The following is a 16,447-nucleotide window of genomic DNA, read 5'->3' on the forward strand; positions in this document are numbered from 1 at the left end:
CAAATCTTTGTCAAAGTTTGAAACTTTGACAAAGATGTTTTTTTTACATCTTCAAATAAAACTCTTTAGTCAATTCGATATATTCCGGTGTATAAACATGTCTATCAATTTCGATAACTAATTCATCAATTTCAATCTCAGAAATTTCATTTCGGCTAAAAGCTAATAAACTGCGTTTGATTTCTGTTTTTGGAGTGCCTTTTACTCGAGTAATTTTTAATGGATATAATTCAAATTCTTTTGCAAGCGCGATGAATTTTTCTTCTTCTTTAAAAGGGATAATAACTGCTAGAATTCCGTTTTCTGAAAGCAATAAATCGGCTGCCTCAACAATTTCTTCAAAAGGCATTGCATCTTGAAAACGTGCTAAATCACGTTGTTCATTGTCGGTTTTATAATCTTCCGAATAAAAAGGCGGATTTGAAACAATTAAATCATATTCGTCTTCCGGTTCTTCAATAAATTCATCTAAACCAGCATGGAAACAGAATAATCGGTCGCCCCAAGGAGAAGCTTCAAAATTTTCTACGGCTTGTTCGTAGGCGTCTTCATCAATTTCAAGTGCATCAATTTGTTCTGCATTTGTTCTTTGCGCCAGCATCAAAGCAATAATTCCTGTGCCTGCGCCAATATCTAAAACACTAAATGGATTGTGAAAAATTGGAGCCCAAGAACCAAGCAAAACGCCATCAGTACCAACTTTCATTGCAGTTTTGTCTTGTTTTACAGAAAATTGCTTGAATGTAAACATTTTGATTTAGTATTATTAATGAAGATTTTGAAAGGAAATGAAGTGTGGCTTTTCGATTAAACAATTAACCGATTAAACAAATCAACTTTTATAAGTACATTTCGATAAGACCTTCAGGCAAATCCATGATGACTTTTTTGTTCTCGCGATCGATTTTAACCAAGAAATGGTCGATCATTGGGACAAGGATTTCAACTTCGCCATTTAAAACTTCGAAAAGTGGCTGAGCAGTAGAATCATTTATAGAAGTTATTTTTCCGAAAACACCCAAACGTTTGTCTTCAATTTCAAAACCAATAACTTCGTGGAAATAGAATTTGTTGCCGGAAAGTTTTGGCAACATAGTTAATGGAAGATAAATACCGTTTCCAACAAGAGCATCTGCATCCTCTTCGGTATTGACATCTTCAAAACTAACTCTTAAAAAGTCGTTTTTATGTAAAGAACTTTTTTCAATAAAAAAAGGAACCAAGTGTTTGTTGTGTTCAACAAACACTGATTCCAGGTTTTCGTATAACTCAGGTTCGTCTGTATCTAAATAGATCAGAACTTCACCTTTGAAACTAAATTTTTTAGCGATTTTACCTAAATAAAAACAGTCTTCTTTACGCATTATCGCTAAGGTAAAATTATGCTTCAGTTGTTTCGTTATTCTCTTCAGCAGCAGGAGCTTCTTCAGTAGCTTCAGCAACTTCTTCTGTAGCCTCTTCAGCTTGCGCAGCGGCAGCAGCTTCAGCTTGTGCAGCAGCAGCGTCAGCGATACGTTTAGCGTTAACTTCTTTTTCTGCTTTTAATGCTGTAGCTTTAGCATCAGCTTTCGCTTTAGATAAACCATCTTTTTTAGCATCAACTTTTCCAGCTTTAGCCTCTAACCAAGCTGCTAATTTAGCATCTGCTTGCTCTTGAGTTAAAGCTCCTTTACGGATACCTCCATCAAGGTGGTGTTTCAATAAAGCACCTTTGTAAGAAAGGATAGCTCTTGCAGTATCAGTTGGTTGAGCACCATTGTGTAACCATTTAACTGCGCTGTCAAGGTTTAACTCAACAGTTGCTGGGTTAGTGTTTGGATTGTAAGTACCGATTTTCTCTAAGTATCTACCATCTCTTTTTGAGCGTGCATCTGCAGCTACTACCCAGTAAAAAGGTTTTCCTTTTTTACCGTGTCTTTGTAATCTAATTTTTACTGACATAATCTAGTGATTAAATTTTGAGGTACTCGACCTCTGTTAATTAAGGGCGCAAAGATATAATTTTTTTATGAAATATACGTTCCAAACATTATTAAATGTTGTTAAAACAAAAATCAGTCTTTTTTTTATTGTTTTTAGAGTGAAATTTTAGATATTTATTTCAAATGCAATACTTTTGCATCAAATCCACGGAATATGAAAAAATACTTTTATTTTTTATCGCTTCTATTTGTTGTTGCATCTTGCACGGAAGATATAAAATTTAATAATCCAGCGTTTCAAGGCTTAAAAGACAATGTGTTTTGGAGGGCTGTTGGCCACAATGCGGCATTTTCGATAGAAGGAAATTTTGTAATTGAAGGTTCTTTGGGTTATGAAAAAGTGATTCTGCAAGTGGATAATAATCCTGTAGAAAAGACTTATATATTAGGTGTAAATGATATTGTGAAAGCGTCTTACGCCAATACTTTTCCAGGGAAAGAAAGCGAATTTTCTACAGGGACAAAAAAAGGAAGCGGCCAAATTGTAATTACGGATTATGATATGGAAAATAATACCATTTCAGGGACATTCAAATTTAATGCTGTAAATAACAACACATCAGACTTAGACAATCCGAAAGTTGCTTTTACAGAAGGCGTTTTCTATAAAATTCCAATTACGCCAAGAGCTTTGTTTTAGTTTTTTCTTTTTTGTTGCATGATTTCAAAAAGATTTGGTTTTAAAATCTAAATAAAAACATAAATAAACTAGAATATAGTAGATTAGAAAAAAATAAGACTACATTTGTTTCTTATTATAAATAAATATCTATGAATATTTTTGTTGGAAGCCTTCCATTCAGTATTGAGGAAGCAGATTTAAGAGAGTCTTTTGAGGCTTATGGAACAGTTGACTCTGTTAAAATTATTACTGATAAATTTACTGGAAGAAGTAAAGGCTTTGGTTTTGTTGAAATGCCAAATGATAGCGAAGCTCAAAAAGCTATCGACGAATTGAACGGTGCTGTTGTATCAGGTCGTACAATCGTTGTAAATAAATCTGAGCCAAAACCAGAAGGAGAAAGAAGAAGTTTTAACAACAACCGCGGAGGAAACAATCGTGGTGGTTACGGAAACAACCGTGGAGGAGATGATCGCGGAAACAGAGGAGGATATTAATATTTTTTTTCTAAAATATAAAAGGGATCAACGAAAGTTGATCCCTTTTTTTTGTTGTTTTTTGTAGAGACGCACCGCAGTGCGTCTAATATAACGAGAAGACGCACTGCGGTGCGTCTCTACGATTTCTTTAATTATACATTCGCAGCTAACCAGTCTCCTACTTCTTTGGTACCGTATGCTTTACCTCCATTTGCCAAATCTTCAGTAACTACGCCAGCTTCTAAAGCTTTATTTACGGCATCTCTCATTGCTTTTCCTTCTTCCATTAATCCGAAGTTTTCGAACATCATAGCAGCAGATAAAACCGTAGCCATTGGGTTGGCAATATTTAATCCGGTAGCTTGTGGATAAGATCCGTGAATAGGTTCGAATAAAGATACTTTAGCTCCCATAGATGCAGAAGGCATTAATCCCATTGAACCAGAAATCACAGAAGCTTCATCTGTTAAGATGTCTCCAAATAAGTTCTCCGTAATTAATACGTCATAAGAATTTGGCCATTGAACCAAACGCATTGCAACAGCGTCAACAAATTCGTAGCTAACTTCAACCTCTGGATAATCTTTTTCCATTGCCTGAACAGTTTCTCTCCATAAACGTGAAGTTTCCAAAACGTTAGCTTTATCAACGCAGCATAATTTTTTAGAACGAGTCATTGCTAATTCGAATCCTTTTTTAGCTAAACGCTGCACTTCGACTCTTGTGTAAACACAGTTGTCATAAGCTGTATCTCCGTTGTCTTTTCTTCCTTTTTCACCAAAGTAAATTCCACCAGTTAATTCTCTTAGGAAAACCAAATCAGTTCCTTCGATTCTTTCTCTTTTTAATGGAGATTTATCTAATAAAGATGGGAAAGTAAAAGTTGGTCTTACGTTTGCGAACAAACCTAATGCTTTACGCATTTTTAATAAACCTTGCTCTGGTCGCACAGGCGCAGAGGGATCGTTGTCGTATTTAGGGTGTCCGATTGCTCCAAAAAGAACCGCATCAGCATTTTTACAAACTTCGTGTGTTGCATCTGGATAAGGTTCGCCTACTGCGTCAATTGCAGCAGCGCCGGTTAAAGCTGGTTTCCAAGTAATTTCATGTCCAAATTTTTGTGCAATTGCATCTGATACTTTTACTGCTTGCTCAATTACTTCTGGTCCGATTCCGTCTCCGGCTAAAAGGGCTATGTTTAATTTCATTTTTTAATATTTATTATTTTAAGGTTCAAAGTGACAAAGAGACAAAGGTTCAAAGTTTTAAAAGCAGACTAAAATCTTTGTCGCTTTGTCACTTTGAACCTTTGTCACTATAATTAAGTTATAATGTTAAGCATTTTCTGCGTTGCAATAATCGCAGCAACGGTTTGGTCTGAATCTAATCCGCGGGTTTTGAATTCTTTTCCGTTGTTGACCCATGTAATAATGGTTTCGCACAACGCGTCAGAACTACTTCCTGGTGGGATTCTCACGGCATAGTCAATCAATTTTGGAAGAGTTAGTTTTTTGCTTTTGTAAATCTTGGATAAAGCATTCATAAAAGCATCAAACTGACCGTCTCCTTGTGCGTTTTCTTCAATTATTTCACCATTAAGATTTAAGGACAAAGTGGTTGACGGACGCATTCCTTTTGAGTGGACTAATATATAAGATTCGATTTTAATTTTCTCTTCGTAAGTATGGCTGTCCAAAACATCTGAAATAATGTATGGAAGATCTTCTTTTGTTACGGTCTCTTTTTTGTCGCCCAATTCGATAATTCTTTGTGTAACCAATTTCAAATCTTCGTTGTTAAGTTTTAAACCTAATTCCTGAAGATTTTTTTCGATATTGGCTTTTCCAGAAGTTTTTCCAAGAGCGTATTTTCTTTTTCTTCCAAAACGCTCCGGGAGAAGGTCATTGAAATAAAGATTGTTTTTGTTGTCGCCATCAGCATGAATTCCAGCTGTCTGCGTAAAAACATTATCCCCAACAATTGGCTTATTTGCAGGAATTCTGTAGCCTGTAAATGTTTCAACCAATTTGCTTACAGAGTATAAAGAAGTCTCTTTAATGTTGATGCTAACTTCTGGCAAGTAATCATTTATTACGGCAACAGTGCTTTCAAGCGGGGCATTTCCTGCTCGTTCTCCCATTCCGTTTACGGTAACGTGAAGTCCGTTTATGCCGGCTTTTATAGCTTCCATAACATTAGCAACACTTAAATCGTAATCGTTATGAGCATGAAAATCAAAATGAATTTGTGGGTATTTTGCTCTAATTTTTGAAATAAATTCAAAAGCCAAAGACGGAATTAAAACACCCAAAGTATCAGGAAGTAAAACTCTTTTAATTGGCTGAGTTGCTAAAAAATCTAAAAATTGAAAAACGTAATCTGGAGAATTTCGCATTCCGTTGCTCCAATCTTCCAGATAAACATTGGTTTCAATATTGTTTTCTTTGGCTAAAGCAATGATTTGAGCGATTTCAGAAAAATGCTGTTCTGGAGTTTTTTTTAATTGATGTGTTAAGTGATTCATTGAGCCTTTGGTCAATAAATTCTGTACTTTGGCACCGGCTTTTTTCATCCAATCGATTGAAACACCTCCATCAACAAACGTAAGAACTTCAATTCTTCCTATATATCCTTTTTCTTCAGCCCATGAAGTAATGCCTTTTACGGCTTGAAATTCTCCTTCGCTCACGCGCGCTGAAGCAATTTCTATTCTATCAATATGTAACTCCTCCAGCAACAATTGCGCAATGGTTAGTTTTTCTGCAGCAGAAAATGATACTCCTGAGGTTTGTTCACCATCACGAAGCGTCGTATCCATTATTTCAATTTTTCTTTTTTCCATTATTATATTGTTAGCTTTTGAATGCTTACTGTTTTATTTTTTTGTTATCAGAATTAAGCCTGTTGACCAACACATTTTTGTCAATTGAATATCTTTTCTGTTTTCAAGCTTTTGAATAAGCATTTCGACATTTTTATCGTGATTTTGAGGCCAATTTGATTGCGGAAGCATGTCATCAATCAGGTAAATTCCGCCTGATTTCAATAAATTTAATGTTTCCTCTAAAACCGAATATTTTCCGGGCCACGCATCGGCAAAAATCAAATCAAACTTTGAATCTTTATAATTTAAAATCCAATTTTCGGCATCTTCACAAACAAATGAAACGTTTGAATTCTGAATATGACGTTTTGCAACGCTTTGATATTCTAATGAATTATCAATTGTAATCAATGTTGAGTTTTCACTCATTCCTTCAGCCATCCAAGCTAGTGACAATCCGGTTCCGGTTCCTAATTCTAAAAAATGGCCATCTTTTTTTGTGGCAACCAATGTTCTAAGAAGACTTCCTGTTTGAAGATCAGAAGGCATTGAAAACGAAATTTTTTCTGAGTCAGTCTTGATCTCTGAATACGATTTTGGCAATTCAATGTTAGTGTCGATCATTTAGAAAGTCGTTAGTTGGTTTTATTTATTCGATAGCAATTCAATCTTAAAATTATAAAGCAGTTACCCCAGATCAACCTTTAAAGTCGAGCTTGGGTAACTGCTTCTTAGTTGGTTGATTGTTAGTAAGGAAGTTTATCAGCAAAAGCTTTAATATCTTCCTTCATATCTTGTAAGTAATCAATGTCGTCAAAACCATTAATTAAATTGTTCTTTTTGTAACCATTAATAGCAAATGACTCTTGCTCACCAGTTGACAATAAAGTAATTGTTTGGTTTGGAAGATTGATTTCTAATTCTGTATTTGGATCAGCTTCGATAGCTTTGAAAATATTAGCTAAAAATTCTGGGCTGATTTGCACTGGCAAAACACCAATATTCAAACAGTTTCCTTTGAAGATATCAGCAAAGAAACTAGAAACAACAGCGCGGAATCCGTAATCGTAAACCGCCCATGCGGCGTGCTCTCTAGAAGATCCTGAACCGAAATTTTTTCCTCCAACAAGGATTTTTCCGCTATAAGTTGGGTTGTTTAAAACGAAATCAGCTTTTGGAGTATCGTCTCCATTGTATCTCCAGTCTCTGAAAAGGTTGTCTCCAAAACCTTCACGTTTTGTAGCTTTTAAGAAACGAGCTGGAATGATTTGATCTGTATCTACGTTCTCAATTGGCAACGGAACTCCGCTGCTAGTAAGTATATTAAATTTATCGTATGCCATTTTGATTTTTGATTTTAGATTAACGATTTCTGATTTTAGATTTGTTGTTGTGTCTTAAAATTGTAATCGTTAATGTTTTTTATAAAATGTAAATTGAAATTTTAGAAGGTTTTTTAATGAAGCTTAGCGAAATCTGAAATCAAAAATCGTTAATCTTCATTCATAAATCTTTAAAAAAGCTCTCTCGGGTCTGTTAATTTTCCAGTAACTGCCGCCGCCGCCGCCATAATTGGAGAAGCTAAAAGCGTTCTTGAACCAGGACCTTGACGACCTTCAAAGTTTCTGTTTGAAGTACTTACAGCATATTTTCCAGCAGGAACTTTATCATCGTTCATTGCTAAACAAGCAGAACAACCTGGTTGGCGTAATACGAAACCAGCTTCTGTCAAGATATCTAAAATTCCTTCTTCTTTAATCTGAGCTTCAACAACGTGAGAACCTGGAACTAACCAAGCCGTAACATTATCTGCTTTTTTTCTTCCTTTTACAATTTCAGCAAAAGCTCTAAAATCTTCAATACGTCCGTTTGTACAACTTCCTAAGAAAACGTAGTCGATTTGTTTTCCGATCATTACGTCGTCTTCATTGAAGCCCATGTAAGCCAAAGATTTTTTGTAAGTTTCCTCACCGCCTTCAACTTCTTTAGCATTCGGGATATGTTTTGTGATACCAATTCCCATTCCAGGGTTTGTACCATAAGTAATCATTGGTTCGATATCTTCAGCTTTGATGTTCAATTCAGCATCAAACACAGCATCAGCATCCGTTTTTAACGTTTTCCAATATTCAACAGCTTTTGTCCAAGCCTCTCCTTTTGGAGCGTAAAGTCTTCCTTCTAAGAAATCGAAAGTAGTTTGGTCAGGAGCAATCATACCTCCACGAGCACCCATTTCGATACTTAGGTTACAAACTGTCATACGGCCTTCCATAGTCATGTTTTCAAAAACATCACCAGCATATTCAACAAAATATCCTGTACCTCCAGAAGTAGTTAATTGAGCAATAATATAAAGTGCAACGTCTTTTGGACCAACACCTTTGCTTAATTGACCATTTACGTTAATACGCATTTTCTTTGGTTTAGGCTGCATGATACATTGCGTAGAAAGCACCATTTCAACCTCAGATGTTCCGATACCAAAAGCAATAGCTCCAAAAGCACCGTGAGTAGACGTATGCGAATCTCCACATACAATAGTAGCACCTGGCAAAGTAATTCCGTTTTCAGGACCTACTACGTGTACAATTCCATTTTTTTGGTGACCTAATCCCCAGTGCGAAATTCCGTATTCAGTAGCATTGTCTTCAAGAGCTTTAAGCTGGTTTGCAGAAAGCGGATCCTGAACTGGTAAATGTTGGTTTATGGTTGGTGTATTGTGGTCTGCAGTTGCAAAAGTACGTTCCGGATATAATACGTTAACGCCTCTTGATTTTAATCCTAAAAAAGCAACAGGACTCGTAACTTCATGAATGAAATGGCGGTCAATAAAAAACACATCTGGTCCATCTTCAATTTTACGCACAACATGTGAATCCCATACTTTGTCAAATAATGTCTTACTCATTTTTTATTTTTTTTAATTGTAATTTCTATAACCACAGCAATTTCCTGTTCATTATAATAGCAAAACAAAAGTAAAAAAAGATAAAAAAGCGTCAATTTCAATATTTCATTATATACGATACCCAAACCAATTTACAAATTGCCAAATGGCTTTTGCAGACTAAAATTTGAAAGAAAAATGATTAAGAAACAGATTTAGCTTTTCTTTTTTGGCTTTAATTTTACCTGATTGTTTTTTGTTTTAATAGTTTGCAAATTTATCTCAAAATCAATATAAAATATAAGAATTTGTTTGAAAAAATCTAACAAAATGAATAAAAATAGTAATAATTGTTAGTTTTGATTTCTTCGCAAAAAGTATGTTTTTTGGGTTTTTTAAGGCTTTTTAAGGTGTTTTTTGGGTATTATTTTGATTCAATAAAACATCAAAATACTACGACATCCAAGAAGTGTATTTTTATGAAATTTTATGATTTTTTGAAGCAAAAAAGGATTTCTTAAGGACAATATTTTTAAAAATTAGTTCAATGAATTTTTAAATTCTAATGGAGTAAGACTGGTTTTCTTTTTGAATAATTTACTAAACGATTGCGGATATTCAAAACCTAACTGATAAGCAATTTCTGCCACTGAAAGATTGGTAGTAATCAAAAAATCTTTTGATTTTTCGATCAATTTCGAATGAATATGCTGTTGTGCATTTAACCCCGTTAAATTGCGAAGCATGTCGCTGAGATAATGACTTGAAACATTAATCTGCGAAGCCAGAAATTCTACTGTTGGCAATCCTCTTTTTAAGGTTTCTGCATTGCTAATATAGTTATCCAGAGTTTCTTCGACTTTTAATAATAAATCGTGACTGATGGTTCTTCTGGTAATGAATTGGCGCTTGTAAAACCGATTGCTGTAATTCAGCAAAACATCGATATAAGAAACAATTACATCCTGACTCATTTCGTCAATTGCGGTTTTGAGTTCATTGTCGATACTTTGCAATAATCCAATAATAATTGTTTTTTCACTATCAGAAAGATGCAACGCCTCATTGGTATCATAAGAAAAGAAGCCATATTTTTTGATGCTTTTTCCCAAAGGATAATTTCGAATAAAATCGGGATGAAATAAAAGTGTATAGCCACCGTATTCAACGCCTTCCTCATTTTCAGTAAAAATTAACTGAGTTGGGGAAGCAAACATAAGTCCGCCTTCGTTGAAATCATAATAACCTTGACCGTAGCCCATTTTTCCTTTGGTAGAAAACTTATAAGAGATCTTATAAAAATCAAGCAAAAAGGCATGATTCGCTAAATCTTCGTTGATGACCAACTGCGTATTGTCTACCAAACTCACCATCGGATGAAGTGGTTTTGGCAGTCGAAGCAAGTCATGAAACTGCGATATAGAAGAGATTTTTGCTGGATTATTGTTTTTCTTTTCCATGATATAAATGTATGAAAATTTGAGAGACTAAAATCAGCTTCGGAGAAGCGAAATATTTATAGAAATCATGTTTATTATTGAGAGCAAAGCTCCAGCAGAGCGACATATTCATTGCGATAAATATGTCGCTCCGCTGGAGCTTTTTTGTGTCCGGATTATTGAATTTCTATAAATATTAAGCCCCAGTGGGGCTTAATAAAAACAAAAAAACAATGTTTAATGCTTTTTGGGTAGCTTTATAAGGAATTATTATTCCCCAAAAAATTGTTTGCCAAATTCAGAACGAAAAACTTCGTCTCCAACTTCCAATCTTTGTTTGTAAAGCGCTTTTGCATCTTCACCTGCAACATATCTTAATTGGTTTTTTCCATCTGTAGCAGCTTCATATACCACATCGGCAATTTGCTCCGGAGTTGATGCCATTTCAAACATAACGTCAACGTTTCCAAACATTTTATTGGTCATTGTTTCGTATTCAGGCAAAGTGCTTGTGTCAAGTGAGCCATGCAAAAATTCTGTTTTAATTGCTCCCGGAGAAACAGTTTTAATGTTTATTCCAAACGGATTTAATTCGTAAGCCATACTTTCGCTCCAACCTTCTAATCCCCATTTTGTTGCATGATAAATTGATCCTAAAGGAAAAGCAATCAATCCGCCAATAGATGTTGTTGAAATAAATGAGCCATTTTTTCTTTCTCTGAAATATGGAATAAATGCATTCGTAACGCGAATTACTCCCAGTAAATTAGTGTCTAATTGTTTGGTGATTTGCGAATCGGAAAGGCTTTCTAAAGGGCCAATTAATCCATAACCAGCATTGTTAAAAACGATATCAATGTCACTAATTTCAAGCGCTTTTTGAACGGTAGCTTGGATTTGATCATAATTGGTAACGTCTAAGGGTAAAAGGGTTATGTTTTTTAATTGAGAAAGCTCGGTTTCTTTTTCAGGATTTCTCATTGTTGCGATTACATTCCATCCTTGCTCGTGGAATAATTTTGCTGTTGCTTTTCCTAAACCTGATGATGCGCCTGTGATAAAAATTGTTTTCATGATTATTATTTTTTTAATTGTTATAATTTGATGAAGCAAAGTTCAGAATACACTGCAGTTTAAAAGTGTTCATTTTGGTGCAATGAGTATCCAAAATGAATAATTAGAGTTTTTGGATTAAAAAGTTTTGAGTTTAATTGTTTTAAACACATAGAAACATAGTTTTTCTTTGTCTACAAAGGCGTTTCACTTATTTTAAAAACACATAGCTATGTGTAAAAATCTAGATTTTTTTAATTATCTTTTTAGAAAACTTGAATCTATGTTTCTATGTGTTTAATTTTTTTACGAATCGAATTCATGGAGTTTTAATTAACGTTTTTGTTAACAACTTTAGCTTCTTTATTTCTCTAAAAAAAGTGTAAATTTGAATTCCTCCGATTTTTCATTACGCATTTGGCTATGTTTCATGTTGTCAATATTTTACAATGTGAAAGATATGAAATTTTGGATTTTAAAATTTGACTTTTTACAACTCTATGTATTTAATATTCGATACCGAAACAACCGGGTTACCAAAACGCTGGGATGCCCCGATTACCGATTCTGACAACTGGCCTCGCTGTATACAAATTGCTTGGCAGCTTCATGACGAAATGGGACAGCTTATCGAGCATCAGGATTATTTGGTAAAACCAGAAGGATTCAACATTCCCTATGATGCTGAACGTATTCACGGAATCTCTACTGAATTGGCTGAAGCCGATGGAATCACTTTGGCCGAAGTTTTAGAGAAATTCAATATTGCTTTAAGCAAAACCAAATATATTGTTGGGCAGAATTTAGGTTTCGACGTTAATATTATGGGAGCCGAATTCCATAGAATGGGAGTGGAGTCTCAAATGAGTTCAATGCCAGTTTTGGATACTTGTACCGAAGTTACAGCTTCGTTATTACAGCTTCCTGGAGGTCGTGGAGGAAAATTCAAATTGCCAACTTTGACCGAATTACACAGCTATCTTTTCGATCAGCCATTCGCGGAAGCGCACAACGCAACTGCCGACGTTGAGGCAACTACGCGTTGTTTCTTAGAATTGGTTAGAAGAGAAGTTTTTACCAAAGAAGAATTAGACGTTCCGAAGGAATATTTCAAAGATTTCCAAGAACAAAATCCAGAGCCATTTAAGTTAATTGGTTTAAAACACATTAATTTAAAAGCAGCTTCTGATAAAATCAGAGAACAGCTTAAAGCTTTAGCTGGAGAAGGTAAAGAAACGGTTGTATCAGAAGAAGATAAAGCCGATTTTAAAGCAGCAAAATTTGCGCATTTACATAATCATACACAGTTTTCGGTTCTTCAATCGACTATTGGAATTGGAAATATTGTAGTCGCTGCCGCTAAAAACGGAATGCCAGCCGTGGCCATGACAGATACAGGAAACATGATGGGAGCTTTCCATTTTGTGAGCGCCGTTATGAATCACAACAAAGCCGCATCTGGAAAAAATAAAGCTTTAGTTGAAGCAGGAGAAGAACCAACAGAAACTGAAGTAAAGCCAATTGTAGGTTGTGAATTTAATATTTGTGAAAATCACTTAGATAAAAGCAAAAAAGACAACGGTTATCAGGTTGTTTTGATGGCTAAAAATAAAGCCGGTTATCATAATTTGGCTAAAATGGCTTCGATCGCTTATACAGATGGTTTCTATTATGTTCCAAGGATTGACCGCAAGATTGTCGAGCAATACAAAGGCGATATCATGGTTTTGTCTGGGAATTTATACGGAGAAATTCCGAGTAAAATCTTAAATATTGGAGAAAACCAAGCGGAAGAAGCTTTAATTTGGTGGAAAGAACAATTTGGCGAAGATTTCTATCTGGAAGTGATGCGCCACAATCAGGAAGATGAAAATCGTGTCAACAAAACCCTGATTGAGTTTTCGCAAAAGCATAATGTTAAATTAATTGCGACAAACAATACTTATTATTTAAATAAAGAAGATGCCAATGCGCACGATATTTTGCTTTGTGTAAAAGACGGTGAAAAGCAGGCAACGCCTATCGGACGTGGACGTGGTTACCGCTACGGACTTCCAAATCAGGAATACTACTTCAAGTCGCAAGACGAGATGAAAAAACTCTTCGCTGATTTGCCAGAGGCGATTATCAATATTCAGGAAATTATTGATAAGGTTGAAGGATATTCATTGTATCGAGATGTATTACTTCCGAAATTTGAAATCCCCGACGAATTTATGGTTCCCGAAGATGAAGAAGACGGTGGTGTACGTGGAGAAAATAAATACTTGAGACACCTTACTATGGAAGGTGCCAAAAGAAGATATGGAGAAATTACGGAATCGATTCAAGAGCGTTTGGATTTTGAGTTAATGACGATTTCGAATTCAGGTTATCCGGGTTACTTTTTGATTGTACAGGATTTCATCGCCGAAGCAAGAAAAATGGATGTTTCGGTAGGTCCAGGACGTGGATCTGCAGCGGGTTCTGCCGTTGCATACTGTCTCGGAATTACCAATATTGATCCAATTAAATACGACTTACTTTTTGAGCGTTTCCTAAATCCTGACCGTGTATCGATGCCCGATATTGATATCGACTTTGATGACGAGGGTCGTGGACGTGTAATGGAATACGTAATCAACAAATATGGTCAAAAACAGGTAGCTCAGATTATCACGTATGGTAAAATGGCGACCAAATCGGCGATTCGTGATACGGCTCGTGTATTGGATTTACCATTATTTGAAGCCGATAGAATTGCGAAATTGATTCCCGGAATGATGCCGTCAAAATGGAATCTGGCGCGTTTTATTTCTGAAAGTGAAGAAGAAGTTAAAAAAGCCCTTCGTTCGGACGAATTTGATAATGTAAAAGAATTAATCGCGATTGCCAATGAAGATGATTTGGCAGGAGAAACGATTCAGCAGGCAAAAATCTTGGAAGGATCGATGCGTAACACGGGAATTCACGCCTGCGGGGTAATTATTACGCCATCGGATATTACGAATTATGTTCCTGTAACAACTGCAAAAGATTCCGATTTATATGTAACACAATTTGACAACTCGGTTGCAGAAAGTGCCGGATTGCTGAAAATGGACTTCTTGGGTCTGAAGACCCTTACGCTGATAAAAGATACTGTAAAACTGGTAAAATACAGAACAGGAATCGAACTCGATCCAGATACTTTCCCTATTGATGATGAAGAAACGTACGCGCTTTTCCAAAGAGGTGAAACCGTTGGAATCTTCCAATATGAGTCACCTGGGATGCAGAAATACATGAAAGATCTTAAGCCAACAGTTTTTGGAGATTTAATTGCCATGAACGCATTGTATCGTCCGGGACCTTTGGAGTATATTCCGTCTTTCGTTCGAAGAAAAAATGGTGACGAAGAAATCAAATACGATTTAGATGCATGTGCTGAATATCTTTCTGAAACCTACGGAATTACAGTTTACCAAGAGCAGGTAATGCTTTTGTCTCAGTCTTTGGCAGGATTTACAAAGGGTGAGGCCGACGTCTTGCGTAAAGCGATGGGTAAAAAACAAAAAGACGTACTAGATAAAATGAAGCCGAAGTTTGTTGAACAAGCGGCTGCAAAAGGTCATGATGCAAAAGTTCTAGAGAAAATCTGGAAAGACTGGGAAGCCTTTGCGAGTTACGCCTTCAACAAATCGCACTCGACTTGTTATGCTTGGATTGCGTACCAAACGGCTTATTTGAAAGCGCATTATCCGGCAGAATATATGGCTGCGGTACTTTCGAATAACATGAACGATATCAAACAAGTTTCGTTCTTCATGGAAGAATGTAAACGTATGGGATTACAAGTTTTGGGTCCAGATGTAAACGAGTCGTACTATAAATTTACGGTAAACGATGATTATGCGGTTCGTTTCGGAATGGGAGCGATTAAAGGTGTTGGTTCTGGAGCCGTTGAAACGATTGTAGAAAACAGAAAAGACGGAAGATATAAATCGATTTTTGATTTGGCGAAGCGTATTGATCTTCGCGCAGCCAACAAAAAAGCGATTGAGAATTTAGCACTTGCCGGAGGTTTTGATTCTTTTGAAGGAACAACCAGAGCGCAATATTTCCACGATGATGGTGACGGAATTACTTTTTATGAAAAGGCAATGCGTTACGGATCGAAATTTCAGGAAAATGAAAACTCGTCTCAGGTAAGTTTATTTGGAGAAACTAGCGAAGTGCAAATCGCTGAACCAGTCGTGCCTCCGTGCGAAGACTGGAGTACAATGGAAAAACTGGCCAAAGAAAAAGAAGTTGTTGGAATCTATATTTCGGGGCATCCGCTTGACGATTTTAGATTTGAGATGAAATACTTCTGCAATTCTCGTTTGGAAGCACTGAAAAGCATGAATGAATATGTCGGCAAGAATTTAATGTTTGCCGGAATTATCAATAACGTACAGCATCGTGTTGCTAAAAACGGAAAAGGTTGGGCGGCATTCAATCTAGAAGGTTATGATGAAAGTTATGAGTTTAAGATTTTTGGAGAAGAATATTTGAAATTCCGCCATTTCTTGATTCAGAATAATTTCGCCTACATAAAAATTTTGATAAAAGATGGCTGGGTAAACCACGATACAGGGAAGAAAACAGAACCACGAATGCAATTTGTTGAGGTTCGACAGTTGCAGGATATTCTCGAAGCATTTGCCAAAAAACTAATCTTGTTGTTAGACATCAAGGATCTCCATGAAGAATTCATTCATAAATTGAGTCATTTGTTTAGCGAAAACAAGGGTGATAATACGGTGAGTTTTGATATTATGGAAATTGAAAATGTCAAACGTTTAGTCGAAGTCGAAACTACAAGTGAGTTTGAAGACAGTGAAGATGCTGTTTTTGAAGATGAAAATGATGATAACGAAGCAGTTTCGGGAGAAGCCAAAATGAAGGAAATGAAAGAGGTTGAAGAGGTGAAAGTTGTTACCAAATTAACCATGCCAAGCCGACGTTTAAAGGTGAAAATTTCAGCTGAATTACTACAAGAATTAGAAAAAATGCAGATTAATTTTAAACTGAACTAAAAAATTAACAGTTAAAATTTAACGGAATGTAGAATTTTAATGTTAAAAATATGCATGCATAATACTTTTTTAGTAATATTGCCCGAAATTACAACGATTTCGTTCCAAGTCTAACCATACAG

Annotated in this window: 13 protein-coding genes; 3 read left to right on the forward strand and 10 right to left on the reverse strand. The window is 35.8% G+C overall.

What is annotated here, in order from left to right; translation table 11 throughout:
* Nucleotides 1-43: 43 nt before the first annotated feature.
* The 3 genes from EYY60_RS17220 to EYY60_RS17230 form a co-directional block, all read right to left on the reverse strand.
* Nucleotides 44-751 (reverse strand): tRNA1(Val) (adenine(37)-N6)-methyltransferase, encoded by a 708-nt coding sequence (locus tag EYY60_RS17220; protein WP_132990546.1) that lies wholly within the window; start codon nucleotides 749-751, stop codon nucleotides 44-46.
* Nucleotides 752-839: 88 nt separating this feature from the next.
* Nucleotides 840-1,364 carry a ribosome maturation factor RimM gene (gene rimM / locus EYY60_RS17225; protein WP_132990547.1) on the reverse strand — a complete coding sequence of 175 codons (525 nt, stop codon included), beginning with the start codon at nucleotides 1,362-1,364 and terminating at the stop codon, nucleotides 840-842.
* A gap of 16 nt (nucleotides 1,365-1,380) precedes the next feature.
* Nucleotides 1,381-1,941, reverse strand: coding sequence for a 30S ribosomal protein S16 (locus EYY60_RS17230; protein ID WP_132990548.1), 561 nt, complete (start codon nucleotides 1,939-1,941; stop codon nucleotides 1,381-1,383).
* A gap of 195 nt (nucleotides 1,942-2,136) precedes the next feature.
* On the opposite strand from EYY60_RS17230, the gene EYY60_RS17235 reads away from it, so the two are divergent.
* Nucleotides 2,137-2,622 carry a DUF6252 family protein gene (locus EYY60_RS17235; protein WP_132990549.1) on the forward strand — a complete coding sequence of 162 codons (486 nt, stop codon included), beginning with the start codon at nucleotides 2,137-2,139 and terminating at the stop codon, nucleotides 2,620-2,622.
* Nucleotides 2,623-2,753: 131 nt separating this feature from the next.
* Nucleotides 2,754-3,101 carry an RNA recognition motif domain-containing protein gene (locus tag EYY60_RS17240; RefSeq protein WP_132990550.1) on the forward strand — a complete coding sequence of 116 codons (348 nt, stop codon included), beginning with the start codon at nucleotides 2,754-2,756 and terminating at the stop codon, nucleotides 3,099-3,101.
* A gap of 134 nt (nucleotides 3,102-3,235) precedes the next feature.
* On the opposite strand, the gene leuB is transcribed toward EYY60_RS17240, so the two are convergent.
* The 7 genes from leuB to EYY60_RS17275 all read right to left on the reverse strand — a co-directional run bounded on the left by leuB (nucleotide 3,236) and on the right by EYY60_RS17275 (nucleotide 11,307).
* Complete coding sequence (leuB, locus tag EYY60_RS17245; protein ID WP_132990551.1) at nucleotides 3,236-4,291, reverse strand: 3-isopropylmalate dehydrogenase; 1,056 nt, start codon at nucleotides 4,289-4,291, stop codon at nucleotides 3,236-3,238.
* A gap of 113 nt (nucleotides 4,292-4,404) precedes the next feature.
* The gene (locus EYY60_RS17250) at nucleotides 4,405-5,925 is read right to left on the reverse strand and encodes an alpha-isopropylmalate synthase regulatory domain-containing protein (protein ID WP_132990552.1); all 1,521 of its coding nucleotides are present in this window, start codon (nucleotides 5,923-5,925) and stop codon (nucleotides 4,405-4,407) included.
* Between the two features lie 33 nt (nucleotides 5,926-5,958).
* Nucleotides 5,959-6,531, reverse strand: coding sequence for an O-methyltransferase (locus EYY60_RS17255; RefSeq protein WP_132990553.1), 573 nt, complete (start codon nucleotides 6,529-6,531; stop codon nucleotides 5,959-5,961).
* Between the two features lie 122 nt (nucleotides 6,532-6,653).
* Nucleotides 6,654-7,250: a 3-isopropylmalate dehydratase small subunit gene (gene leuD / locus EYY60_RS17260; RefSeq protein WP_026727052.1), complete on the reverse strand. Its 597-nt coding sequence runs from the start codon at nucleotides 7,248-7,250 to the stop codon at nucleotides 6,654-6,656.
* Between the two features lie 170 nt (nucleotides 7,251-7,420).
* Entirely contained in the window at nucleotides 7,421-8,815 is a 1,395-nt protein-coding gene (gene leuC, locus EYY60_RS17265) for a 3-isopropylmalate dehydratase large subunit (protein ID WP_026727051.1), read from the reverse strand.
* Between the two features lie 518 nt (nucleotides 8,816-9,333).
* Complete coding sequence (locus EYY60_RS17270) at nucleotides 9,334-10,254, reverse strand: helix-turn-helix domain-containing protein (protein ID WP_132990554.1); 921 nt, start codon at nucleotides 10,252-10,254, stop codon at nucleotides 9,334-9,336.
* 249 nt (nucleotides 10,255-10,503) lie between these two features.
* Nucleotides 10,504-11,307, reverse strand: a complete 804-nt coding sequence (locus tag EYY60_RS17275; protein WP_132990555.1) for an SDR family oxidoreductase — start codon at nucleotides 11,305-11,307, stop codon at nucleotides 10,504-10,506.
* Between the two features lie 479 nt (nucleotides 11,308-11,786).
* Between EYY60_RS17275 and dnaE the strand changes: the two genes are divergently transcribed.
* On the forward strand, nucleotides 11,787-16,325 hold the full coding sequence (gene dnaE, locus EYY60_RS17280) for a DNA polymerase III subunit alpha (protein WP_132990556.1): 4,539 nt from the start codon (nucleotides 11,787-11,789) through the stop codon (nucleotides 16,323-16,325).
* Nucleotides 16,326-16,447 lie beyond the last annotated feature (122 nt).

It is taken from the genome of Flavobacterium zhairuonense (assembly GCF_004352915.1).
Taxonomy (GTDB): domain Bacteria; phylum Bacteroidota; class Bacteroidia; order Flavobacteriales; family Flavobacteriaceae; genus Flavobacterium; species Flavobacterium zhairuonense.